Raw genomic sequence first — 23,028 nt, forward strand, 5'->3', positions numbered from 1 at the left:
CTTTGACGTATCCATACCAATTCGGATAATCTGGTCCACGGACGGTCTCCTTCGATTGAGCTTTCAACGAACTCATTCTGGCACATTTGATGCCGTTGGGAGCCGTCCACCCCAACACGGGAAGGACAGCCATAGAATAAACGAGGTTTTCGAGACGTGGATAAGTGGCTGTGGATATTCTTGATTTGTACGATGATTAGCCGATGAAAGGCTATAATATCCTTATGCCTTGGCACCGTCTGCCAACTCGAACGCTGATTTCAATGCCGCTATTTTGACGACCGCAATCATCCAGTTTTGAACTGGATTCCATGCGAAAGGATCAATAATGTTTCGTGGTCGGGGTTTTCAGTATTCCACTGTCAGGGTCCAAGCAGATGCTTCATTGAAGCCATCGAAACAGACCCCGGTCTTGCTGCGTGGCAGGAAACAGAGGCTGCTTGCGGCAATTTATCCAAGTCTTGTTCTTGCCATGGGCGTTGCGGCCGCCGGTATTGCCGTCATGACCCTCGGAATGCTGGGATAACCGCAATCGGGCCTCAAAGCTATGCGGCTGAGCATGCCCATGCTATGGGCGCATTATGAGCAAGTTCGTTATTCTTCTCGGTGGAACCGTTCACGTCACAAATCGCCTCCGGCAACTTGTCGCCGGGGCGCGGGTTCTTGCGGCCGATGGAGGGATCGCGCACGCCGAAGCGCTGGGCCTCATGCCCGAACTCTGGCTTGGCGATTTCGACTCGAGCTCGCCCGAACTCGACGAAAAATACGCTGATGTGCCGCGTTCGGTTTTTCCGGCCGCTAAAGACATGACCGATGGTGAACTCGCGCTGAATGAGGCTTACCGGCTTGGGGCGACCGAGGTTGTCCTGTGCGGGGCTTTCGGGGGTGCTCGCACCGATCACACGCTGCTGCACCTGACAATGGCGACGGCCTACGCGGCGAAAGGTCGAAAGCTTATTCTGTCCAGCGGCACCGAGGAGGCGCACCCGCTGGTCGCGGGCACCTATGACTTCGATTTTGCCGAGGGCACGCTTTTCAGCATTGTTGCTTTTTCGCAATTGTCCGGGCTTTTTATCGAAGGTGCTCGCTGGCCGCTGGAAAATATGGAACTTTCTTTCGGCTCATCACTTACAGTATCGAATGCCGTGTGTGGAAATCTCCACGTATCGCTCCATTCGGGTAAAGCGATCCTGATTGCTGCCCCGCAAATGGTCCAGCGCTTGTAAAACATGACTGGAAGTGCAATGTTGCGGTACAGCATTGGGGACGCAAGCTGGTGAGTTTAGTTTTGAAACGGAGAGGTGTTCCATGTTGAAAAGTTTGTCCACGATAGCAGTTGCGGGGCTTTTAGCTTTCTCGGTGGCCGGTTGCACAACCAGCGATCAGCGCGTTGCTGGTTATGGCATCGGTGGTGCCGCATTGGGCGCATTGGCCGGCGGTGCTATTGACGGAGGCAAAGGCGCCCTGGCGGGCGCCGCAATCGGTGGTGCTGGTGGTGCGCTCGTTGGTGCCGCAACCAATCCTCGCCCCAGCAGCGGCTATTGCACTTATCAAAATCGCTATGGCGAGCGTTACAGGGCTCCTTGCCGGTATTAACATTCAAAATCAAGAGCATGAGAGACAGGCCGGAATTTCCGGCCTGTTTGTTTGAGTAATTTGTGGAACCGGAACGATCTTTCTTCTGCCGCATTAGGTAAGCAGGATTGCGCCGCACCATTATGATTGAGAGGATTTATTATGAGATTTCGTCTTACCGCCGTAGCGGTTTCAGCGCTTCTGGCAGTATCGGTTGCCGGTTGTGCAACAAGTGAGCAGAATCAACGTGCCGGGACGGGCGCTTTGATTGGCGGCGGCGTTGGTGCGCTGGCCGGGCAGGCGCTCGGCCGCGATACAAAGAGCACGATTGTCGGTGCTGCTGGTGGTGCGCTGCTGGGTGCTGCCGTCGGCACAGCGACGACGCCGCGGAGTGGCCAAGGTCAAAATCTGTGCCGCTATCAGCGCCGGGATGGCTCGATCTATACGGCCCCGTGCGAAGGCGATGGCGGTGGCGCCTATGGTAACGGTGGCTATAGCAGTGGTGGCGGCTACGGCGGCGGTTACTGACCGCGGCTTCACAGAGTTAATTTCGAACAGGCCGGAGTTTCCGGCCTGTTTCATTTGACAGCGGCGATATTCTCGCCGACAAGGCCGCATTCGGTGCCCCTCCCGATCGTTGCTCTTACGTCCAGAACTGTATATTTCCATGGCTCCACCTCTTCTCCGCCTCGACCAGATTGCCTTGACATTTGGCGGTACGCCGCTCTTGAGCGATGCCGCCATTTCCGTCAGCGAGGGCGACCGCATTGCGCTCGTCGGTCGCAATGGGTCAGGCAAATCCACGCTTTTGAAAATTGCGGCCGGTTTCGTGACGGTGACCGACGGCGAAGTTTTCAAACATCCCGGGGTAACGGTGCGCTACCTCGCCCAGGCACCCGACATGGACGGCTTTGCCAATGTCCGTGAGTATGTTGAAGCAGGGCTGGGGCCCGCCGACGACCTCTATCGGGTCAGCTATCTGCTCGAACATCTCGGCCTGACCGGCGAGGAAAAACCCGACAGTCTTTCTGGTGGCGAGACGCGCCGTGCTGCACTGGCCAAGGTTCTCGCGCCCCAGCCCGACATTCTGCTGCTCGACGAACCGACAAACCATCTGGACCTGACCACAATCGAGTGGCTGGAGGGTGAGCTACGCCAGATCCGCTCTGCCATCGCGGTGATCTCGCATGACCGGCGGTTTCTTGAGAATGTCAGCCGCTCGACGATATGGCTCGACCGCGGTGTCACCAAACGCCTCGACCAGGGATTTGGCGCTTTTGAGGAATGGCGCGACAAGGTCCTTGAAGAGGAAGAGCGCGACCTGCACAAGCTTGGCCGCCAGATCGTGCGCGAGGAACATTGGCTGCGCTATGGTGTGACGGCGCGACGCAAGCGCAATATGCGCCGGCTCGGCGAGTTGCAGTCGATGCGCAGTGAGTTCCGCAATCATCGCGGAGCACAGGGTAAGGCCGTGCTGAAGGCCAGCGACGCGAAGGAGTCCGGCAAGCTGGTGATCGAAGCCGAACACCTCGTCAAAGCCTATGACGGCCGGGTGCTGGTCAACGATTTCTCCGCGCGGATCCAGCGCGGCAACTGTGTCGGATTTGTCGGTCCGAACGGTGCCGGAAAGACAACGCTCCTGTCGATGCTGACCGGGCTGCTTGCGCCGGACAGTGGTTTCGTCAAGCTCGGCACCAATCTCGAGATCGCCATCCTCGACCAGAGGCGCGACAGCCTCAATCCGGAGCAAACATTGTCGGATTATCTGACGGATGGACGCGGCGAGAACGTGATCGTCAATGGCGAACAGCGTCACGTCGCCTCCTATATGAAGGACTTCCTGTTCCAGCCGGAGCAGTTGCGCACGCCCATCCGTGAACTCTCCGGCGGTGAAAGGGCCCGGCTGATGCTGGCGCGGGTTCTGGCACGCCCGGCCAATCTCCTCGTCCTCGACGAGCCGACCAACGACCTCGACATGGAGACACTCGACCTTCTGCAGGAACTGGTAGCAGGTTTCGCCGGCACAGTTCTCCTCGTCAGCCATGACCGCGATTTTCTTGACCGGACGGTGACATCAGTCATAGCGCCGGAAGGCGATGGGCGCTGGCTGGAGTACGCCGGTGGCTATACGGACATGCTGGCGCAGCGCAAAGAGGCGCTGACAACGCGCAAGGATTTGAAGGCCGCCAAGCCACAGACAGCTGCCGGTGCTCAAGCGGAGAAAACCGCGGCGCAGCGTGAGGAAAAACGCAAGCTTTCCTACAAGCAGAAATTCGCACTTGAAACCCTGCCGGCAAAAATCGAGATCTTGCACGCAGAGATTGCTGCGCTTGAGACAAAGCTCGCCGACCCGGAATTCTTTACTAAGAACGCCGCGCTGTTCAACAAGACGGTCGAGGAAATCGGCAAGAAGCGGCACAGCCTCGAGACGTTTGAGCATGAATGGCTCGAGCTGGAAATGCTGCGCGAGGAAATCGAAGGCTAGTTCGTCTTTGGCGCGAGCCTGGTTGCAAGCGTTTCAATACGGGTCGTCACCTCGGAGAGGACGCCGGTGACCGCGGCGTCGTTCTTGTCTGCCTTGGCCAAGGCCTCGTCGCGGCTCTTGCGCAGCGCATCCGCTTCGTTTTCGAGACCCTTCAGCCGCATCTGCAGTTCGTTGAGCTCGTCCATGACCATGATGCCCGCCATGACCGTGATGCGCAGATCGCCGATCTCGCCAAACGATGATTTGAGATGCGTCACATAGCGGTCGAAGCGCTCGGCGAGGCCGGTCAGATGCTGTTCCTGGCCTTCGTCGCAGGCCATTCTGTAGGCTTTGCCATCAATGGTAACGGTTACAGTGGCCATGGCTTGTCTCTTTCCAGTCTAGCTCTTTGTTTTGTCGCATTCCCTGATGGAAAACCGCTTCATACTGGCAATGCTTACCGATCAAGCACCGTACGGATGGATTCCATCGCGGCCACAAGACGGCGCGAGACTTCCTTGTTTGCGGCTTCCAGGCGTTCTGCCCGTCCTTCCGACGCATCGAGTTCCTGGGCCAGCTTGCGCCGGTCCATATTCATGCGCTGGACCTCTTCCTCGGCTTCGGCAAAATCGCCCTCGTGTTCCAGGCGCATTTCAACCGCATCCTCAAGGAGGGCCAGTGCTTTTCCCAATCTTTCAAGAACCTGTTTGAGGGTGGCTTCCGATGCCATTTTCAACGTTTCCCCTATGTGTCTCTCTTTTAAGCGAATCGCAAAAAGAAGAACAGCTTATGGCCGGAAGTCTAGAGGTTGCATCAACGTTGCGTCAATCAATCAGCATTGTCATCGTTCAGTCATGCACCGATAATAATCCTGTGCGACGAAAGAAGGGTTTTTCCGCCGGTCCCAAATTGGCCTAGGTTTTGCCTAGGTTTTGTTGACTCCCTGATGACACCTGCTATGTGTCGCGTGCCTTTTGGATTTTGTCTGACCGGCTTCCAGAAACGGCATCTCCTCATCCCTCGAAAGACGGTAACCATGACCAATTCTGAAAAATCCAACCAAATGGCCAATGCAATCCGCTTCTTGTCGGCGGAAGCAGTGGAGAAAGCCAATTCCGGACACCCGGGTCTTCCGATGGGCGCAGCTGACATTGCGACCGTGCTCTTTACCCGCTTCCTCAAATTCGATCCCAAGGCCCCTCACTGGCCGGACCGCGATCGTTTCGTGCTCTCCGCCGGTCATGGCTCGATGCTGCTCTATTCGTTGCTGTATCTCACCGGCTACGAAGACATGACCATCGAAGAAATCAAGAATTTCCGCCAGCTTGGCTCGCGGACGGCCGGTCACCCGGAATATGGCCACGCCTCCGGTATCGAAACGACGACGGGTCCGCTGGGCCAGGGGCTTGCCAACTCCGTGGGTATGGCGCTGTCCGAGCGCATCATGAATGCGCATTTCGGTGATGACCTCGTCAATCATTACACCTATGTCATCGCCGGCGATGGCTGCCTGATGGAAGGTATAAGTCAGGAAGCGATCGCGCTGGCCGGTCATCTCAAGCTGAACAAGCTCATCGTTTTCTGGGATGACAATCACATCTCCATCGATGGTCCGGTTTCACTTTCCGACAATACGGACCAGTGCGCACGCGTCGAGGCTTCGGGCTGGAATTCGCAGCGCGTTGACGGCCATGACCAGGATGCGATTGCTGCTGCAATCGAGACGGCGCACAAATCCGACAAGCCGACGCTGATCGCCTGCAAGACAACAATCGGTTTCGGTGCACCGACCAAGGCTGGCACGAACAAGGTACACGGTTCGCCGCTCGGGGCAGAGGAACTCGCCGGCGCTCGCAAGGCGCTTGGCTGGACATCGGAACCCTTCGTCGTTCCGGCAGACATTCTCGACGCCTGGCGCAGTGCGGGTCAGCGTTCCGCAGGGGATCATGCAGCATGGACGCAGCGTCTTGAAGCCAAGGATATCAATACCCGTTCGGAGTTCGTACGCCGTATTCGCGGTGATCTGCCCGGCAATTTTGAAGAGGCGATCATCGCCTACAAGAAAAAGCTCTCCGAGGACAAGCCGAAAGTGGCTACACGCAAGGCCTCCGAGATGGCGCTCGAGGTCATCAATGGCGTTTTAGCCGAGACGATCGGCGGTTCCGCTGACCTGACTGGCTCCAACAATACGAAGACCAGCCAGACCCAGAACATCACGCCTGAGGACTATGGTCAGCGTTATGTTCATTATGGCATTCGCGAACATGGCATGGCTGCAGCGATGAACGGCATGGCGCTGCATGGTGGCCTGATCCCCTATTCGGGCACGTTCTTGACCTTCTCGGACTATGCGCGCGGCGCGATGCGTCTTACGAGCCTGATGGGTATCCGGGTGATTTATGTGATGACCCATGACTCGATCGGTCTTGGCGAAGACGGCCCGACGCATCAGCCGGTCGAGCATCTGGCGGCATTGCGTGCTATCCCGAACAATTATGTGTTCCGCCCGGCCGACGTTGTCGAGACGGCCGAGTGCTGGGAACTGGCGCTCAAGTCGCGCAAGACGCCATCGACGATTGCGCTGACACGCCAGAACCTGCCAACAGTCCGGGCGGAGCATACCGACGAGAACAAGTGCGCCTATGGTGCTTACGAACTCGCAGCCGCAAGCGGCAAGGCGGAAGTCACGATCTTCGCGACTGGCTCGGAGGTCGAGATCGCTCTGAATGCCCGGACACAGCTTGAAGCAAATGGCCATCCGGCCAGCGTCGTTTCGGTTCCGTGCTTTGAGCTCTTCGAACAGCAGAGCGAGGAATACAAGCGTGCACTTATCGGCGATGCGCCGGTCAAGGTTGCAGTCGAAGCCGCCATTCGCCTTGGCTGGGACCGCTTCATCGGCCTCGACGGTATCTTTATCGGCATGACCGGTTTTGGCGCCAGCGGCCCGATTGAGGCCCTGTACAAGCATTTCGGCATCACTGCGGACGCAATTGTCGCAGCGGCAGAAGGCAAGTTGAAATAACCTCCAACATTCCAGCATAATCCAACCAAGGGCTCCAAGATCCCCAAGGGAGAGACAGAAATGACAGTTCGCGTTGCAATCAACGGATTTGGCCGTATCGGCCGCAATGTTCTTCGCGCCATCGTGGAATCCGGCCGCACCGACATTGAGGTCGTAGCGATCAACGATCTCGGTCCGGTCGAGACCAATGCGCATCTGATGCGTTATGACAGTGTTCACGGCCGTTTCCCGGGAACAGTGACGGTTTCCGGCGATACGATCGATGTCGGCCGTGGTCCGATCAAGGTCACTGCGGTGCGCAATCCTGTTGAATTGCCGTGGAAAGAATTGAACGTCGACATCGCGCTTGAATGCACCGGCATTTTTACGGCACGCGACAAGGCGGCGGCTCACCTTGAAGCGGGCGCCAAGCGCGTGATCGTTTCGGCACCTGCCGAAGGCGCTGATCTCACGGTTGTTTTCGGCGTCAACGATCACAAGCTGACGAAGGAGCATATGGTCATTTCCAATGCTTCCTGCACCACGAACTGCCTTGCACCAGTTGCCTACGTATTGAACGATGCAGTCGGCATCGATCACGGCTTCATGACCACGATCCACAGCTACACCGGTGATCAGCCGACGCTGGATACGATGCACAAGGATCTCTACCGCGGCCGCGCTGCGGCCCTGTCGATGATCCCGACCTCGACTGGCGCTGCCAAGGCTGTCGGCCTTGTTCTGCCGGAGCTCAACGGCAAGCTGGACGGGACTTCAATCCGCGTTCCGACTCCGAATGTTTCGGTCGTGGATTTCAAATTCATCGCCAAGAAGTCGACAACGGTTGCCGAGATCAATGACGCCATCAAATCGGCGGCCAATGGCAAGCTGAAAGGCATTCTCGGCTATACGGACGAGCCGAATGTTTCGATCGACTTCAACCACGATCCGCATTCTTCCGTTTTCCATATCAGCCAGACCAAGGTCATGGAGGGCACGTTCGTGCGCGTTCTGTCGTGGTACGACAATGAATGGGGCTTCTCGAACCGCATGGGTGATACGGCCGTGGCCTTCGGCAAGGTCATCTAATCGGCATCAGCTGCTGATGCCGATTATCTCTCCCCTTGTGGGAGAGAAAGCGATTCAGCATCTTAGCTCTTGCTAATTGCTACAAATCGCAAGTGAGGGGATACTGAACGTTCTTCGGAAATCCCCTCTTCCCCACAAGGGGGAGATAAGCGCGGCACTGTTTGTGCTAGCCATTTCAAATGAGGGTGATGACGATGCCAGCTTTCCAGACGCTTGATGATGTCGATGTTGCGGGAAAACGCGTTCTGCTACGCGTTGACCTGAATGTTCCCGTTGCCGATGGCGCCGTGACCGACGCGACCCGCATCGAGCGTGTGGCGCCGACCATCCTTGAATTGTCAGACAAGGGCGCGAAGGTGATCCTGCTGGCGCATTTCGGCCGGCCCAAGGATGGTCCGACGCCGGAATTTTCCTTGAAACCTATTGCCCATGCGCTGTCAAAAGTGATCGAACGGAACGTGCATTTCGCCGAAGACAGCATCGGTGACAAGGCCGCGGCAGCGGTTGCAAAGCTGAATAACGGCGACATCCTCCTCCTGGAAAACACGCGCTTCTACAAGGGTGAGGAGAAGAACGATCCAACCTATGTGGCGGCCCTGGCCGCCAATGGTGACATCTATGTCAATGATGCCTTCTCTGCCGCCCATCGCGCCCATGCCTCCACCGAGGGACTGGCTCGCGTGCTGCCTGCCCATGCCGGCCGCACCATGCAGGCGGAACTCGACGCTCTTGAAAAGGGACTCGGAAATCCGGAGCGTCCCGTCGTCGCCATCGTTGGCGGTGCCAAGGTCTCCTCCAAGCTCGATCTGCTCGGTAACCTCGTCCAGAAGGTCGATGCGCTGGTGATAGGTGGTGGCATGGCCAACACCTTTCTGGCCGCGCAGGGCGTCAAGGTGGGCAAATCGCTCTGCGAACATGATCTCGCAGCAACGGCACGTGAAATCATGGCCAAGGCAAACGCCGCGAACTGCACCATCATCCTGCCCGTGGACGCGATCGTCGCCTGGCATTTCGAGGCGAATGCACCGCACCGCGCCTATGGTCTCGACGCCATACCCGATGATGGCATGATCCTCGATGTCGGTCCGCAATCGATTGAACGGATCAAGGCGGCGATCGACGATGCCTCGACGCTGGTCTGGAACGGACCGCTTGGCGCTTTTGAACTGCATCCATTCGATCAGGCGACGGTCGCAGCTGCCCGACACGTGGCGGCGCGGTCGAAAGCCGGCCGTCTGGTTTCGGTTGCCGGCGGTGGTGACACGGTCGCTGCGCTCAATCATGCGGGCGTTGCTGATGATTTCAGTTACGTGTCGACAGCGGGCGGAGCGTTCCTTGAATGGATGGAAGGCAAGCCCCTTCCCGGCGTGGACGTTCTCAAGCGATGAGATCATTTGATTAATCCACCGTGACGGGCATCTGATGCAGTTTTCTCCGCTTCCGGTGCTCATGGACCCAAAAGTCCATTGCGCTCCGGTACGCGGAACCCACACCATCTGCCTCGTCAGGATGAATTCTCAAATGACACCGAGCCCGCAGTAATCGCGGTCATTTCGGCGCGCCGATTAACGACGAACAGAAAATGTTATCCTGTTAAATCGGTTGAAAAAATTTCAATCGTTTCAATATCTTGGTTCGCCATTCCGTTTGTCATAGGCTTCTGATATTGCCCGCAACATGCGAAACGGAGTGAATTAGTCTATGAGCGAACGCCTGGAAGACATCGCGATTGCAATGGTTGCCAACGGCAAGGGTCTCCTTGCTGCAGATGAGAGCACCGCAACGATCAAGAAGCGGTTCGATACGATCGGTCTGGAATCGACCGCCGACAGCCGGCGGGACTATCGCGAGATGCTGTTCCGCTCCGACGAGGCGATGAAGAACAACATTTCTGGCGTCATTCTTTATGACGAGACCATTCGTCAGAGCGCAAACGATGGAACGCCTTTCGTTCAGATCATGAAGGCTGCTGGCTGCATTCCTGGCATCAAGGTCGATGCGGGTGCAAAGCCGCTTGCAGGCTATCCGGGAGAGACCATCACCGAGGGCCTGGACGGCCTGCGTGAGCGCCTCCAGGAGTATTACGGGCTCGGTGCCCGCTTCGCCAAATGGCGTGGTGTAATTGGTATCGCCGAGGGCATTCCGACCTGGGGTGCGGTGAAGCAGAATGCCCAGGCGCTAGCCCGCTATGCGGCGCTGTGCCAGGAGGCCGGAATCGTTCCGATCGTCGAGCCGGAAGTGCTGATGGACGGCAAGCCGGCCACCCACTCGATCGAACGCTGCTACGAAGTCACCGAATGGGTGCTGAAGACAGTTTTCGACGAACTCTACGATGCACGGGTTAAGCTCGAAGGCATGATCCTGAAGCCGAATATGGTCATTGACGGCAAGAATGCCCGCAAGGCTTCTGTCGAGCAGGTCGCCGAACAGACTGTGCGCGTGTTGAAATCCACTGTGCCGGCAGCCGTTGCGGGTATCGCCTTCCTTTCGGGCGGCCAGTCCGACGAAGAAGCGACAGCACATCTCTCGGCCATGAACGCCAACTTTACGACACCCTGGAAGCTTACTTTCTCCTATGGCCGGGCACTACAGGCGGCTGCAATCAACGCCTGGAACGGCAAGCCCGAGAACGTTGCCGCGGGACAGCGTGCCTTCACGCACCGTGCCAAGATGAACGGCCTCGCCGCAACCGGCGGATGGAAAAAAGACCTGGAAAAGGCGGCTTAAGCGTTTTTTATCCAAAAGTGTATCTCATGGAACCCGGGCTGGAATCAGTCCGGGTTTTTTTACGGGAGCTTTTTCAGGTTAATGAACGATTCAATATGACTGCAAACCGGTCCAAGCCCTTCCATCCGCTGGTTAGCTGGCTGCTCTATCCCGTGTATGCCTGGCAGGGGATAGGCGTGCGCTTGAAGACCGAGCGCATGTTGCCGCCAGCGGGACTTCCCGTCGGTGAAATCGCCGGCAAGGACCCGGCGATCAGGCTGCTTGTCCTTGGCGATTCTTCCTCGGCCGGAGTCGGCGTCTCGGACGCCTGGCAGGGTCTGTGCGTGCGGCTGGCCGTGCATTTGCAGGGACGCACCGGCCGCAAGGTCATCTGGCGGGCGGCAGGCTTCAATTCAGCAACGTCCGGCCAATTGCGCGATCATGTGGTACCCAACCTCGAACGCGGTCTCTGGACCCACATTGTCCTGACGACCGGCACCAACGATACCAAGAATTTTCACTCCACGCTGCGCTTCAAACAGGAATTCGGCGGCCTGCTCTATGCGCTCAAGGCGCGGTGGCCGGAGGCGCATATCGTCTGGTCGAAAGTCATCGATTTTCGCGATGTGCCGGCGATGCCGGGACTGCTCGGCCGCATACTGGAGGGGCGGGCCAACGCAATCAACAAGATGGGTGAAAGATTGTGCCGCGAGCGCATGGCGGTCCCCGCCTCGCGCTTGCCGGTGGAAGGGCCGGAGGGTTTCTCCGGCGATGGCTTTCACGCTTCGGCGGTTGGCTATGACGCCTGGGCCAAGCACCTCGTGCCCTATGTCCTCAATCTTCCGGACACTGGAAACGGACATACGCAGCCCTAGCCGGCGTGGCCGACGAGCACCACCACAAGCATCGCAAGGATGGCGCCTGCCGCGATCTTCCAGAAATCGCCGCGTTTCTTCAGGCCTGGCCAACCGAGTGGCTTGATGAGATGCAGCACCATCATCAAAATCAGTGCGAACGGCAGAATCTTGGTCATCGGTATGGTTTTGCCTGCACGGGATGATCGGAGAATCGACAGTTGGTCGTTCCACAGAGGATTGTCAATTCCGGCTTTGACTCTGCGACCGGTATTGGGGATGTTCTAGCTTGGGAGGACATTCATGACATCGCAATATAAAGAGGTCTATCAGGACTGGCAGTCCAATCCGGAGGCGTTCTGGGCGCACGCGGCTGTGGCCATCGATTGGGTCAAGCCCTGGCATAAGGTGTTCGATGCCAGCGAGGGACCCTATGGACGCTGGTATGCCGGCGCCGAGTGCAACACCTGCTACAACGCCGTCGACCGCCATGTGGAACACGGACGGGCCGACCAGCTTGCACTCATTCATGACAGCGCAGTCACGGGTACGCAGCGCAAGATCACCTATGCGCAGCTTCTCGATGACATCAACGCGCTGGCCGCGGTGCTCACGGACAAGGGCGTGAAGAAGGGCGATCGTGTCATCATTTATATGGCGATGGTACCGGAGGCCGTTGTCGCGATGCTTGCCTGCGCACGTATCGGCGCCGTCCATTCGGTGGTCTTTGGCGGTTTCGCCGCGCACGAGCTCGCAACGCGCATCAACGATGCAAAACCCGTGATGATCATAGCCACGTCCTGCGGTATCGAGCCGGGGCGGGTGGTCGCCTACAAACCCATGCTCGACAAGGCGATCGAGCAGGCCGTGCACAAGGTAGAGACCTGCCTCATCCTTGTGCGTCCGCAACAGCCGCACGAATTGGTTGAGGGTCGCGATGTCGATTATGCGGAGGCAGTTGCCGCAGCTGCAGGACGCAAGGTTGCCTGCGCCACTGTGAAGGCGACGGATCCGCTTTATATCCTCTACACGTCCGGTACGACCGGGCAGCCCAAGGGCGTCGTGCGCGACAATGGCGGGCATCTGGTGGCGCTCGCATGGTCAATGGGTGCCATCTACGATACGCGTCCGGGTGATGTATTCTGGGCTGCGTCTGACATCGGTTGGGCGGTGGGGCATTCCTACATCGCCTATGCGCCGCTATTCATCGGTGCGACGAGCATTCTCTATGAGGGGAAGCCGGTCGGAACGCCGGATGCGGGCACCTTCTGGCGGGTCATTTCCGAGCATAAGGTCAAAGTGCTCTTTACCGCGCCGACGGCATTCCGGGCGATCAAGAAGGAAGATCCGAAAGGCGAGTTCATCGGCAGATACGATCTCTCCTCATTGAAGTACCTGTTCCTTGCCGGAGAGCGTGCGGACAGCGACACGATCAAATGGGCCGAGGAGAAACTTGGTGTACCAGTCATCGATCACTGGTGGCAGACCGAGAGCGGCTGGCCCATGGCTGCCAATCCGGCGGGATTGGGCATACTGCCGGTCAAATATGGTTCGCCGACGGTACCGATGCCGGGCTACGACGTGCAGGTCCTTGACGATGCCGGCCATCCGGTGAAGCGCGGTGAGCTCGGCAATATCGTGGTGAAGCTACCATTACCGCCCGCTTGCCTGCCGACCTTGTGGAACGCCGATCAGCGGTTTCGCGACGCCTACGTCACGGAGTTTCCGGGGTACTACAAGACGGCCGATGCCGGGATCATCGACGAGGATGGCTATATCTACATCATGAGCCGCACCGACGACATCATCAACGTCGCAGGACACCGGCTGTCGACCGGGTCCATGGAGGAAGTACTCGCAAGCCATCCTGACGTAGCGGAATGCGCGGTCATCGGTATTGCCGACTATTTGAAAGGGCAGGTGCCTTGCGGCTTTATCGTGCTCAAGTCCGGCGTGACCCGGGCAGAGGCGGATATCGAGCAGGATTGCGTGGCGCTGATTCGCGAGAAGATTGGCCCCGTGGCCGCCTTCAAATTGGCCCTCACGGCAAAACGCCTGCCAAAAACCCGGTCCGGCAAGATCCTGCGCGGGACGATGCAGAAGATTGCCGACAGGGAGCCTTGGAAAATGCCGGCGACCATAGATGATCCCGCCATTCTCGATGAGATCGAGGCCGTGCTCCGCGCGCGAGGGATTGGGAATGGCAACAGCTGATTATAGCTTCACGACTTCGTGAATACGTAACCTTCTGCCCTCCCGACCGAATTGCTTTGTGTGCGCATGATGAAACAGCGCACGCAAACCCCAAGGGAGACCATACCATGTCAACACGATCAACCGTAGGCGCAGCCGCATTGGCGAGCGCGGTATCAATCGCGCTTTCCTCATTTGTGATGGCAGCACCGCTGACCCCGGAACAAGCGAAGGCAGCGATGGATGCTGGCAAGGAGAAATGCTTTGGAGTGGCACTGAAGGGCCAGAATGATTGTGCGGCAGGCCCAGGTACCACCTGCCAGGGCACGTCCACAGTCGACTATCAGGGTAATGCCTGGAAATTCGTTGATGGCGGAACCTGCACCACCATGCAACTTCCCGGGGATCGCAAAGGATCGTCCGAGGCGCTGACACGCGACGTTCCATCCTAACAAGCGATGCACCGGAAAGCGGGAGGTTGATATGGGTAGATTGGCAGTACAGCCGGAATTTCGCGAGTCACACGCCGCCCGCTTTCCGGAACATCCCATTGCGGCGCGAGTGGGTACAAGCTTCAAGCACGAGCACCTGACGGCGATACTGGCGGACAGTGCCTATGCAGGCTTCTTCGAAGTCCATGCAGAGAATTATATGGGGGCCGGCGGTCCACCGCATCATGCACTTGCCCGTATCCGCAGTGATTATCCTCTTTCACTGCATGGCGTGTGCATGTCAATCGGAGGGCCGCAGCCGCTCGACAGGGCGCACCTTGCACGATTCAAGGGATTGATCGAGCGCTACGAGCCATCACTCGTGTCGGAGCATCTCGCGTGGTCGACGCACGACACGACCTACTTCAACGATTTGCTGCCGCTGCCATATACCGAAGCGTCACTTGCGCGTGTGGCCGATCATATTGATGAGGTGCAGGAGGCAATCGGACGCTCGATACTGCTTGAAAATCCGTCGACCTACCTTGTCTTCAGGGAGTCGACCATGTGCGAGACAGAGTTCATCAGGGCCCTTGTAAAGCGGACAGGCTGTGGTCTTCTGCTCGACATCAACAACGTGTTCGTTTCTGCGGCCAATCTGGGTTTCTCAGCTCTGGAGTATTTAGCCGACTATCCTATTCAATATGTCGGTGAAATCCACTTGGCAGGACATGTCGAGCAGCAAGACGACGAGGGTAGTGTCCTCCTCATTGACAGTCATGACGGGCCGGTTGCCGACGCGGTCTGGAAGCTCTTTGATGTCGTGCTTGCCAGTACGGGTCCAATGCCTACTCTCGTGGAATGGGATAGCGCGATCCCGGCCTGGGCCGTCCTGAAGGCTGAGGCCACGGCTGCTCAACGAATACTGGATCGCCACGCCACGACGCCTGGCTCTGGGAACGCCAATGCCATCAGTTGACCGCTCTGTCCTTTCGTTTGGCCAAACGTCAACCTACGCCACGGAGTTTGTTTCCGCACTGCTGGAACCTGCCCGTTCAACACCTCCGTTGATCTGCGCCCCCAACGGCAAGGCAGCGACGAGACGCTACAACATCTACCGCAATAATGTGACTGTAAGCCTTATCAATGCGCTGGCCGCAACGTTTCCCGCGACGCTGCGCATAACGGGTGAGGCGTTTTTTCGGGCAATGGCACGCGCCCACGTCCGCGCCAACCCGCCGACCTCTCCACTGCTGTTCGAATACGGCCGCGACTTTCCCGCATTCATCGAACGGTATGAGTACGCGCAGTCGATGCCATGGTTAGTGGATGTGGCGCGCATCGAGCGCGCGTGGCTCGATTCCTATCACTCGGACGACGTTCCACCGCTGCCACCGCAAGCCTTGGCTTCGATTCGCTCTGACGAGCTTGGAGGGATCGTTCTTGTTCCACACCCCGCAACGCGTATCGTTTTCTCGCGTTACCCGGCTGTCAGCGTTTTTGTGGCAAACCGCAGTCACGACCCAGTAGGACGCATCGAGGCAACCGGAGCAGAGGCAGCCCTTGTGACGCGGCCGGTGCTGGATGTCGCTGTACATATCCTGCCGCCAGGAGGCTTCGCATTCCTCGACTGCCTCATCAAGGGTGAAACACTGGGAACGGCCGTTGCGGTCGCGATGGGAGAATGTCCGGAATTCGATCTGTCAGTCAGCATTGCCGGGATGCTCCAGGCGGGAGCCTTTACCGCGATCGAAAGGGGGGGTATGAGGGAATGAGCGTGCAAAAAGATCTTGGCAATACCGGCTCAAGCAGAATAGGTGGATTGTTCGAGCGAGCGAACCGCCTCGTTGCGGCCATCGCCACGCCGTCCTTGACCCAACTCGCATTGCGGTTCGGACTTGCGGTGCCCTTCTGGAGGTCTGGCATCAACAAGTGGGACGGTTTCCTGCAGCTGAACGATGTTGCCGTGCTTTTATTCAGCTCGGAGTTCAAACTGCACTTACCTGGCGGTCCCTATCCTTTTCCAGCACCGGCCGCTTTTGCTTTTGCTGCGGCTGCGGCGGAGATCGTTCTGCCGATTCTCCTTGTCTTCGGACTTGCGACCCGGTTCGCCGCCCTCGGTTTGCTGATGATGACACTCGTCGTTCAGCTAACCGTGCCCGATGGTTGGCCCCTCCATGTCACGTGGGCCGCAATGGCCCTCGGAATTATGGCTTGGGGAGCGGGACGATTCTCACTTGATCACTGGCTTCGTTGATTTGCAGACTTCTTGACATCCTCCTGACAGTAGGTTGTCAGGAGGGGTGTGCGATAGTGTCTCCGTAGTCACAAGGAGACAGGGTTATGACTTACGTAGATTTTGGCATTGTTCATACGGTAAAGCGCCTGCTCACGGACTTCGCAGCGTATCGCGAAGAACTGCGTACGGAGCGGCATCTAAACTCACTCCCCGAACATGTGTTGAAGGACATCGGCTGGCCTGATGTCTATGCAGAACGGCTGGCGCGTCGGGGTTCGATGAAACGAACAGAGGCTGGCACGGAAGGTGCCAGCGCCGATCTCGCTCCATGGCATGTCGAATTGCCAAAGCCCGGGCGGGCAAGAAAGACAGGCTTTTCAGGCTCTTTCCGGGTACAATACTGAAGATTTGACAAATATGGGAGCGACGGACGTGGAGCAGAAAAAGACGATCGGGTTCGTATTCATCGACAAGTTCGCCGATTGGGAGTTTGGTTTGCTTTCGGGCGCCGCCACTGACTGGTTTGCTGCGCGTGCTGTCGCGCTATCGCCGCTGGCGGGCCCGATTCGTTCGATTGGGGGCCTGAAGCTGGTTCCGGATCGCGGTGTCGGCGCCGAAGAAAACAGCGATCTCGATGCGGTCGCGGTCATCGGCGCTGAAACCTGGCCAGGCGAAGACGCTCCTGACATTGCGCCGCTCTTGAATGCCACTTTGCAACGTGGAGGCATCGTTGGCGGCATCTGCGGCGGCACGCTGGCATTGGCCCGTGCAGGACTTTTCGAAGGGCGTAAACATACGAGCAATGGCGCCGGCTGGATGCAGTCGCATATCGGCGACTACGCCGGTTCGTCCCTCTATCAGGATGTGCCGCATGCGGTGCGCGATGCGCATATCATCAGCGCTGCCGGGTCGGCACCCGGCACATTTACAACCAATTTCCTCGAGGCGCTTTTCCCCGAAAAGGCGGGACAGGTTGCCGAGATGCGGGAGTTCATCAGGCGGGAATATCAGGCCGCCTGATCGGGTGGGCCAGTGAGGTTCATGACATGAAGAGCTGTACTGACAAGTTGAATTCCGGCGGACCGCATCAAGTCAAGCCTGCGCCGACCAGCATCGCCGGCATGAAGGCAGGTGAGATCATGCTGGTTCCTACCGCCCGTCAAGTCGACGATTTCATCCGGACCCTAAACAAGGGCAAGCAAATGGACGTGAAAACCCTCTGGCACGCCATGGCAAGACAGTATGGTGCTGAAGTGACATGTCCGATTACGACCGGGTTTCACCTGCGAACCGTCGCCGAAGCCGCCTATGAAACGTATCAGCAAACCGGCGATGTGAATGCGATCACGCCCTTCTGGCGCGTACTGAACGCACAGACGCCGACAATATCCAAACTGTCCTTCGGTACGGCCTTCGTGACAGAGCAGCGCCAACGAGAAGGCTTGAAGGAATAATCATGCGTAGAGCAGATCGTCTTTTTCAGATCGTGCAGAAGCTGCGGGGCGGGCGACTCGTCACCGCGCGTCAGCTCGCCGACAGACTCGAGGTTTCCGAGCGCACGATCTATCGCGACATTGCCGATCTGCAGTCGACAGGCGTGCCCATCGATGGTGAAGCCGGGGTCGGTTACATCCTGCGCGAGGGCTTCGACCTGCCCCCCTTGATGTTCACGCGCGATGAGGTGGTGGCGCTGGTGGCCGGTGCCCGTCTGATCACCGCCTGGGGCGGCGCGTCCATGGCGCGTGCAGCCGAAGAGGCGATCATCAAGATCGGTGCAGTCCTGCCGAAAGAGGATCGGCCGCGCATCACCAATACGCATGTTCACTCAACCAGTTACAATATAAGCGACAATGACCGGGCATTGATCGATCTGGCGGAGAATGCGGCCGAGCAGTGCCGGGTTCTGTCGATTGTTTATACGGATCTTGATGGCAATGAGAGCTCCCGGGATATCCGTCCGCTCGGTCTCTGGTTCTGGGGCAAAGTGTGGACGTTGATCAGCTGGTGCGAGCTGCGCAATGATTTTCGTACGTTCCGCATCGATCGCATCGCCAAGGTCGAGAAAGCCGACCGGATTTTCCGTCAGGAGCGAGGCAAGACATTGGCAGACTTCTACCGCCGGGTGGAACTCAGCGAGACACCGGACAACAAGGCGGCCAGGGCGTCATGAAAAAAGCCCGGCAAATGCCGGGCTTTTGCTTGATTATAGTTCAGACGATTATTCTTCGTCTTCATCCTGGTTACGGCCCTTGAGGGACGACAGTTTGGCGAAGACCTTGTCTGCATCGAGCTCTTCGTCTTCTTCGCGAACAGTCGGCTGAATGTCGAGGTTTTCCGTTGCGGAAGCCGGGAGCAGTGTATCGCCACTTTCGCCCGGCTGAACCGGCCGGCCGCGGGACGAACGTTCAACCTCGATATCCAGATCGATCTGCGAGCACAGGCCGAGTGTCACCGGGTCCATCGGCTGGAGATTGATGGAGTTCCAATGGGTGCGATTGCGGATCTGTTCGATGGTCGACTTCGTCGTGCCGATCAGGCGTGAAATCTGTGCATCCTTCAGCTCCGGATGATTGCGCACCAGCCAGAGGATTGCATTGGGGCGGTCCTGACGCTTGGACAATGGCGTGTAACGCGGGCCCTTGCGCTTGGTCTCCGGCACACGAACCTTCGGGTCGGAAATTTTCAACTTATGGTTGATGTCAGCCTCGCCTTTGGCAATTTCCTCACGCGACAACTGGCCGGTGATCAGCGGGTCAAGGCCCTTGATGCCCTGGGCGGATTCGCCGTCAGCAATCGCCTTCACTTCGAGCGGATGCAGCTTGCAGAATGCAGCGATCTGATCGAATGACAGGGCGGTATTGTCGACAAGCCAGACGGCCGTTGCCTTTGGCATAAGAAGCTGGGTGGCCATAGATATAGTCCTCTCGTTCGTCCGCTCCGGTGGCGCGGGACGTGGGTTCAACCACAATTTCCGGGAATTCGAGGCGTTATATAGCGCCATTTTTATGGATGAGCAAGAATCGCTTTTTGAGTGTGCGATTCGATGTGATCAAGCGTTTCATCGAACTGTCATGAAAGTGTCATTGCACTGCAATGCACCTGCGCGAACGATCTCCGGATAACAATCGGAGGTTTAAATAATGTCGCGCAAATCCCTCTATCTCGGTCTCTGGACTGCCCTGGCTGCATCCGTTGCATTCCCTGCCGCTGCGGAACCGGTCTTCAACCGTATCGCAAGTTTCCCGGTGGCCGACAACCTGCCGATAGATGCGGACAAGTCGAAGCCGACGTCCTCGGAAATCATCACCGCTTCGGAAGACGGCAAGACGCTGATCTACTCCGACAGCCCCTATGGCGCGATCGGCTTCATCGACATCAGCGATGCGGCCAAGCCGCAGCCAGGTGGCTTGCTCAAGGTCGACGGCGAACCGACATCTGTGGCTGTTGCAGACGGCAAGGTTCTCGCTGCGGTCAACACCTCGAAAGACAAAGCCAATCCTTCCGGCCGACTCGATGTCATCGATCTTGCAACACGCAAGGTCGACTCCACATGCGATCTTGGCGGCCAGCCGGATTCAGTTGCGATCTCGCCCGACAGGACCTTCGCAACGATTGCGATCGAGAATGAACGCGATGAAGAGGTGAATGATGGTGAAATACCGCAGCTTCCCTCGGGCAACCTCAAGATCCTTGCCCTGAAGGATGGTGTGCCGGATTGCGCAACCATGAAGACAGTCGAGCTGACGGGCATTTCCGAAATTGCCCCAGAAGACGCCGAGCCGGAATTCGTCTCGATCAACAAGAACAACCAGATTGCTGTGACCCTACAGGAAAACAACCACATCGCGATTATCGATGCGGCCAGCGGCAAGATCGTATCGCATTTTTCCGCAGGTGAGGTCGATCTCGACAAGATCGATGTCAAGAACGATGGCGCGTTGAAGTTCGACGGCAGCATGAAGGGCGTTCTGCGCGAGCCGGACACCATCAAATGGCTGGACAATGACCGCTTCGTTATCGCCAACGAAGGCGACTACGAAGGCGGTTCGCGCAGCTTCACCATCTTCTCCAAGGACGGCAAGGTTCTCTATGAATCCGGCCCGTCACTCGAACTCAAGATGGCCGAGGCCGGACATTATCCCGACAAACGCAACAAGAAGGGCGTCGAGCTGGAAGGTGCGGAAGTTGGCAAGTTCGGAGACACGAACTATCTGTTCGTCGCAAGCGAGCGCGCCTCTCTCGTCGGCGTTTACAAGGATACGGGCGCTGATCCCGAATTCGTGCAGTTGCTGCCCTCCGGTATCGCGCCGGAAGGCGTCCTGGCCATTCCGTCGCGCAATCTTCTGGTGACGGCCAATGAAGTCGATCTCGTCAAGGATGGCGGTGTCCGGTCCCATGTCATGATCTATGAACTGAAGGATCAGAAGGCGAACTATCCGCAGATGGTTTCGACCATGAAAGATGACGGTACTCCAATTGGCTGGGGCGCCCTTTCCGGACTGGTTGGGGATCCGAAGGAAGCCGGCAAGCTTTATGGCGTATCCGACTCCATTTACTACTCGTCCCCGACGATCTACACGATCGACGCCAAGCAGACGCCGGCGAAGATCAGTAGTGCGCTGGTGGTCAAGCGCGGCGGCCAGGCGGCGCAGAAGCTCGATCTTGAAGGCATCACGACAGACGGTGACGGCGGCTTCTGGCTCGCCAATGAGGGCGATCAGGCCAAGCTCGTCCCGCATGCGATCTTTAACGTGAATGACAAGGGCGAAATCAAGAAAGAGATCGCGCTTCCCGACGACCTGTTGCCAAGCCAGATCCGTTATGGGCTGGAGGGCATCACCCGTGTCGGAGAGGGCGATGACGCAACGTTGTGGATGGCGATCCAGCGCGAATGGAAGGATGATGAAAAAAGTTTCGTCAAACTTCTGAACTACAACATCAAGGACAAGACCTGGGGCGCCGTTTCCTATCCGCTGGACAAGACCGAGGATGGCTGGGTTGGCCTGTCGGAAATCACAGCTCACGATGGTCAGCTCTACATTATCGAACGCGACAACCAGATCGCCGAAAAAGCTGTCAACAAGCGCCTGTACCGCGTAGCGCTCGACGGTCTGAAGCCTGCCAAGATCGGCGAAAAGCTCCCGGTGGTCCAGAAGACGGTTGCTCACGATTTCATCGGCGACCTCAAATCTGCCAATGGATATGTTCCCGAGAAGCTTGAAGGCTTCACAGTCGATGCCGACGGCAATGGCTATGCGGTGACGGACAATGACGGTGTCGACGATTCTTCGGGAGAGACCCTGTTCTTCGGCATTGGCAAGGTTCAGGCGACAAACTGATATTTTTACCTGAGAGCAAAGGCCGCGTCCTGGACGCGGCCTTTGGTTTTTCTAGCTTACGTCGAGCACAATCTTGCCGATATTCTGACCGTCTTCCATGCGTTCATGTGCCCGCCATGCTTCATGCAGGGGGTAGACCATGTCGATGACCGGAGCAACGCGGCGTTCCACCAGCAGCGGCCAGACCTTAAGCTCAAGCTCGCGTGCAATCCCTGCCTTGAAATCAACCGGTCTGTTGCGAAGGGTTGAGCCGGTGTGGGTGAGGCGCTTGACCATCAGTTTCGAGATGTCGGTATTCGCCTTGGCGCCGTTGAGGAACGCAATCTGGACGATACGGCCATCAACCGCCGCCGCCTCGTAGTTGCGCTCGATATAGTCGCCACCGACCATGTCGAGGGTCAGGTTCACGCCCTTGCCGCTGGTTGCTTCCTTTACCGCTTCGACGAAATCTTCGTTGCGATAGTTGATGGCGCGGTCTGCTCCCAGCTTGATGCAGGCTTCGCATTTCTCTTCCGAGCCTGCCGTTGTGATCACATAGGCTCCAAACGCGTTCGCAAGCTGGATGGCGGTGGTGCCAATGCCGGAGGAGCCCCCGTGGACGAGGAAGGTCTCGCCTTTCTGCAATCCCCCGCGCTCGAATACATTGTGCCAGACGGTGAAGTAGGTCTCGGGAATCGCTGCCGCCTCTATGTAGCCGTAACCCGCGGGGATCGGCAGCGCATTGCTTTCATGCACGGTGCAATATTGCGCATAGCCGCCACCCGGAACCAACGCCGTGACGCGTTCGCCAACGCGAAACCGCGTCACGCCCTGACCAACGGCAACGATATCGCCGGCGATCTCGAGGCCGGGAATATCGGAGCTACCCGCCGGCGGCGGATAAAGTCCCTGCCGCTGCAGCACGTCCGGACGATTGACTCCGGCGGCTCGGACCTGGACAAGAAGCTCGCCCGATTTTGATTCGGGAACGCCTCGTTTACCCGGCTTCAGCACCAATGGTCCGCCTGGCCGCGTGATCTCGATCGCCGTCATCGTTGTCGGAATTTTTTCGGCCATGGGATCTTCCTCAACATTGATTCGCCAGAATGATTTGCAATTCCAAGCAGTTGGACTGTATCCTGTTACACTAGAGCGACA

At 57.8% G+C, this 23,028-nt stretch carries 25 protein-coding genes; 20 read left to right on the top strand and 5 right to left on the bottom strand.

Features of this window, described 5'->3' with window-relative positions:
- The first annotated feature begins 385 nt into the window (after positions 1–385).
- The 5 genes from CU102_RS29770 to CU102_RS09195 all read left to right on the top strand — a co-directional run bounded on the left by CU102_RS29770 (position 386) and on the right by CU102_RS09195 (position 4,060).
- Positions 386–526: a hypothetical protein gene (locus CU102_RS29770; RefSeq protein WP_166648488.1), complete on the top strand. Its 141-nt coding sequence runs from the start codon at positions 386–388 to the stop codon at positions 524–526.
- Positions 527–581: 55 nt separating this feature from the next.
- Entirely contained in the window at positions 582–1,226 is a 645-nt protein-coding gene (locus tag CU102_RS09180) for a thiamine diphosphokinase (RefSeq protein ID WP_106710813.1), read from the top strand.
- 82 nt (positions 1,227–1,308) lie between these two features.
- Entirely contained in the window at positions 1,309–1,596 is a 288-nt protein-coding gene (locus CU102_RS09185) for a hypothetical protein (RefSeq protein ID WP_106710814.1), read from the top strand.
- A 141-nt stretch (positions 1,597–1,737) separates the two neighbouring features.
- The gene (locus tag CU102_RS09190; protein WP_133624600.1) at positions 1,738–2,103 is read left to right on the top strand and encodes a YMGG-like glycine zipper-containing protein; all 366 of its coding nucleotides are present in this window, start codon (positions 1,738–1,740) and stop codon (positions 2,101–2,103) included.
- Positions 2,104–2,242: 139 nt separating this feature from the next.
- Complete coding sequence (locus tag CU102_RS09195; protein ID WP_106710815.1) at positions 2,243–4,060, top strand: ABC-F family ATP-binding cassette domain-containing protein; 1,818 nt, start codon at positions 2,243–2,245, stop codon at positions 4,058–4,060.
- Here CU102_RS09195 and CU102_RS09200 read toward each other — a convergent pair.
- Both CU102_RS09200 and CU102_RS09205 read right to left on the bottom strand, forming a co-directional pair.
- The gene (locus CU102_RS09200; protein ID WP_106710816.1) at positions 4,057–4,422 is read right to left on the bottom strand and encodes a cell division protein ZapA; all 366 of its coding nucleotides are present in this window, start codon (positions 4,420–4,422) and stop codon (positions 4,057–4,059) included. The two genes, CU102_RS09195 and CU102_RS09200, sit on opposite strands and share 4 nt — an antisense overlap.
- Positions 4,423–4,496: 74 nt before the next feature.
- Complete coding sequence (locus CU102_RS09205; protein WP_106710817.1) at positions 4,497–4,769, bottom strand: DUF4164 domain-containing protein; 273 nt, start codon at positions 4,767–4,769, stop codon at positions 4,497–4,499.
- Between the two features lie 306 nt (positions 4,770–5,075).
- On the opposite strand from CU102_RS09205, the gene tkt reads away from it, so the two are divergent.
- The 5 genes from tkt (at position 5,076) to CU102_RS09230 (ending at position 11,710) form a co-directional block, all read left to right on the top strand.
- The gene (gene tkt / locus CU102_RS09210; RefSeq protein WP_106711043.1) at positions 5,076–7,061 is read left to right on the top strand and encodes a transketolase; all 1,986 of its coding nucleotides are present in this window, start codon (positions 5,076–5,078) and stop codon (positions 7,059–7,061) included.
- Positions 7,062–7,121: 60 nt separating this feature from the next.
- The gene (gene gap / locus CU102_RS09215; protein ID WP_106710818.1) at positions 7,122–8,129 is read left to right on the top strand and encodes a type I glyceraldehyde-3-phosphate dehydrogenase; all 1,008 of its coding nucleotides are present in this window, start codon (positions 7,122–7,124) and stop codon (positions 8,127–8,129) included.
- A gap of 194 nt (positions 8,130–8,323) precedes the next feature.
- A complete protein-coding gene (locus CU102_RS09220) occupies positions 8,324–9,517 on the top strand; it encodes a phosphoglycerate kinase (RefSeq protein WP_106711044.1) in 1,194 nt (397 codons plus the stop codon).
- A 313-nt stretch (positions 9,518–9,830) separates the two neighbouring features.
- Positions 9,831–10,856, top strand: coding sequence for a class I fructose-bisphosphate aldolase (locus CU102_RS09225; RefSeq protein WP_106710819.1), 1,026 nt, complete (start codon positions 9,831–9,833; stop codon positions 10,854–10,856).
- A gap of 95 nt (positions 10,857–10,951) precedes the next feature.
- Positions 10,952–11,710 carry an SGNH/GDSL hydrolase family protein gene (locus CU102_RS09230; protein ID WP_106710820.1) on the top strand — a complete coding sequence of 253 codons (759 nt, stop codon included), beginning with the start codon at positions 10,952–10,954 and terminating at the stop codon, positions 11,708–11,710.
- On the opposite strand, the gene CU102_RS29775 is transcribed toward CU102_RS09230, so the two are convergent.
- Positions 11,707–11,868 (bottom strand): hypothetical protein, encoded by a 162-nt coding sequence (locus tag CU102_RS29775; protein WP_166648489.1) that lies wholly within the window; start codon positions 11,866–11,868, stop codon positions 11,707–11,709. The genes CU102_RS09230 and CU102_RS29775 overlap by 4 nt on opposite strands.
- 124 nt (positions 11,869–11,992) lie before the next feature.
- On the opposite strand from CU102_RS29775, the gene CU102_RS09235 reads away from it, so the two are divergent.
- The 9 genes from CU102_RS09235 (at position 11,993) to CU102_RS09275 (ending at position 18,722) form a co-directional block, all read left to right on the top strand.
- On the top strand, positions 11,993–13,903 hold the full coding sequence (locus CU102_RS09235; RefSeq protein ID WP_106710821.1) for a propionyl-CoA synthetase: 1,911 nt from the start codon (positions 11,993–11,995) through the stop codon (positions 13,901–13,903).
- A gap of 107 nt (positions 13,904–14,010) precedes the next feature.
- Positions 14,011–14,334 carry a BufA1 family periplasmic bufferin-type metallophore gene (locus CU102_RS09240; protein ID WP_106710822.1) on the top strand — a complete coding sequence of 108 codons (324 nt, stop codon included), beginning with the start codon at positions 14,011–14,013 and terminating at the stop codon, positions 14,332–14,334.
- Positions 14,335–14,365: 31 nt separating this feature from the next.
- Positions 14,366–15,292: an MNIO family bufferin maturase gene (gene bufB, locus CU102_RS09245; protein WP_106710823.1), complete on the top strand. Its 927-nt coding sequence runs from the start codon at positions 14,366–14,368 to the stop codon at positions 15,290–15,292.
- Entirely contained in the window at positions 15,279–16,088 is an 810-nt protein-coding gene (locus tag CU102_RS09250) for an HvfC/BufC N-terminal domain-containing protein (RefSeq protein ID WP_106710824.1), read from the top strand. Before bufB ends, CU102_RS09250 begins: the two co-directional genes overlap by 14 nt.
- Positions 16,085–16,570, top strand: coding sequence for a DoxX family protein (locus CU102_RS09255; RefSeq protein WP_106710825.1), 486 nt, complete (start codon positions 16,085–16,087; stop codon positions 16,568–16,570). The genes CU102_RS09250 and CU102_RS09255 overlap by 4 nt, the downstream gene beginning before the upstream one ends.
- Positions 16,571–16,656: 86 nt before the next feature.
- Complete coding sequence (locus CU102_RS30320) at positions 16,657–16,956, top strand: DUF1127 domain-containing protein (RefSeq protein WP_106710826.1); 300 nt, start codon at positions 16,657–16,659, stop codon at positions 16,954–16,956.
- 28 nt (positions 16,957–16,984) lie between these two features.
- Positions 16,985–17,572 (top strand): DJ-1/PfpI family protein, encoded by a 588-nt coding sequence (locus CU102_RS09265; protein WP_106711045.1) that lies wholly within the window; start codon positions 16,985–16,987, stop codon positions 17,570–17,572.
- Between the two features lie 26 nt (positions 17,573–17,598).
- Positions 17,599–18,006: a hypothetical protein gene (locus CU102_RS09270; RefSeq protein ID WP_106710827.1), complete on the top strand. Its 408-nt coding sequence runs from the start codon at positions 17,599–17,601 to the stop codon at positions 18,004–18,006.
- 2 nt (positions 18,007–18,008) lie between these two features.
- The gene (locus CU102_RS09275; RefSeq protein ID WP_106710828.1) at positions 18,009–18,722 is read left to right on the top strand and encodes a helix-turn-helix transcriptional regulator; all 714 of its coding nucleotides are present in this window, start codon (positions 18,009–18,011) and stop codon (positions 18,720–18,722) included.
- A 48-nt stretch (positions 18,723–18,770) separates the two neighbouring features.
- Here the strand turns inward: CU102_RS09275 and CU102_RS09280 are convergent, their stop codons facing one another.
- Positions 18,771–19,463: a DUF1013 domain-containing protein gene (locus tag CU102_RS09280; protein WP_106710829.1), complete on the bottom strand. Its 693-nt coding sequence runs from the start codon at positions 19,461–19,463 to the stop codon at positions 18,771–18,773.
- Between the two features lie 229 nt (positions 19,464–19,692).
- Here CU102_RS09280 and CU102_RS09285 point away from each other — a divergent pair, with 229 nt between their 5' ends.
- Positions 19,693–21,891, top strand: a complete 2,199-nt coding sequence (locus CU102_RS09285) for an esterase-like activity of phytase family protein (RefSeq protein ID WP_106710830.1) — start codon at positions 19,693–19,695, stop codon at positions 21,889–21,891.
- 51 nt (positions 21,892–21,942) lie between these two features.
- Here the strand turns inward: CU102_RS09285 and CU102_RS09290 are convergent, their stop codons facing one another.
- Positions 21,943–22,947 carry an NAD(P)H-quinone oxidoreductase gene (locus CU102_RS09290; RefSeq protein WP_106710831.1) on the bottom strand — a complete coding sequence of 335 codons (1,005 nt, stop codon included), beginning with the start codon at positions 22,945–22,947 and terminating at the stop codon, positions 21,943–21,945.
- Positions 22,948–23,028: the final 81 nt, after the last annotated feature.

Origin of the sequence: Phyllobacterium brassicacearum, assembly GCF_003010955.1 — a bacterium.
Lineage (GTDB): Bacteria > Pseudomonadota > Alphaproteobacteria > Rhizobiales > Rhizobiaceae > Phyllobacterium > Phyllobacterium brassicacearum.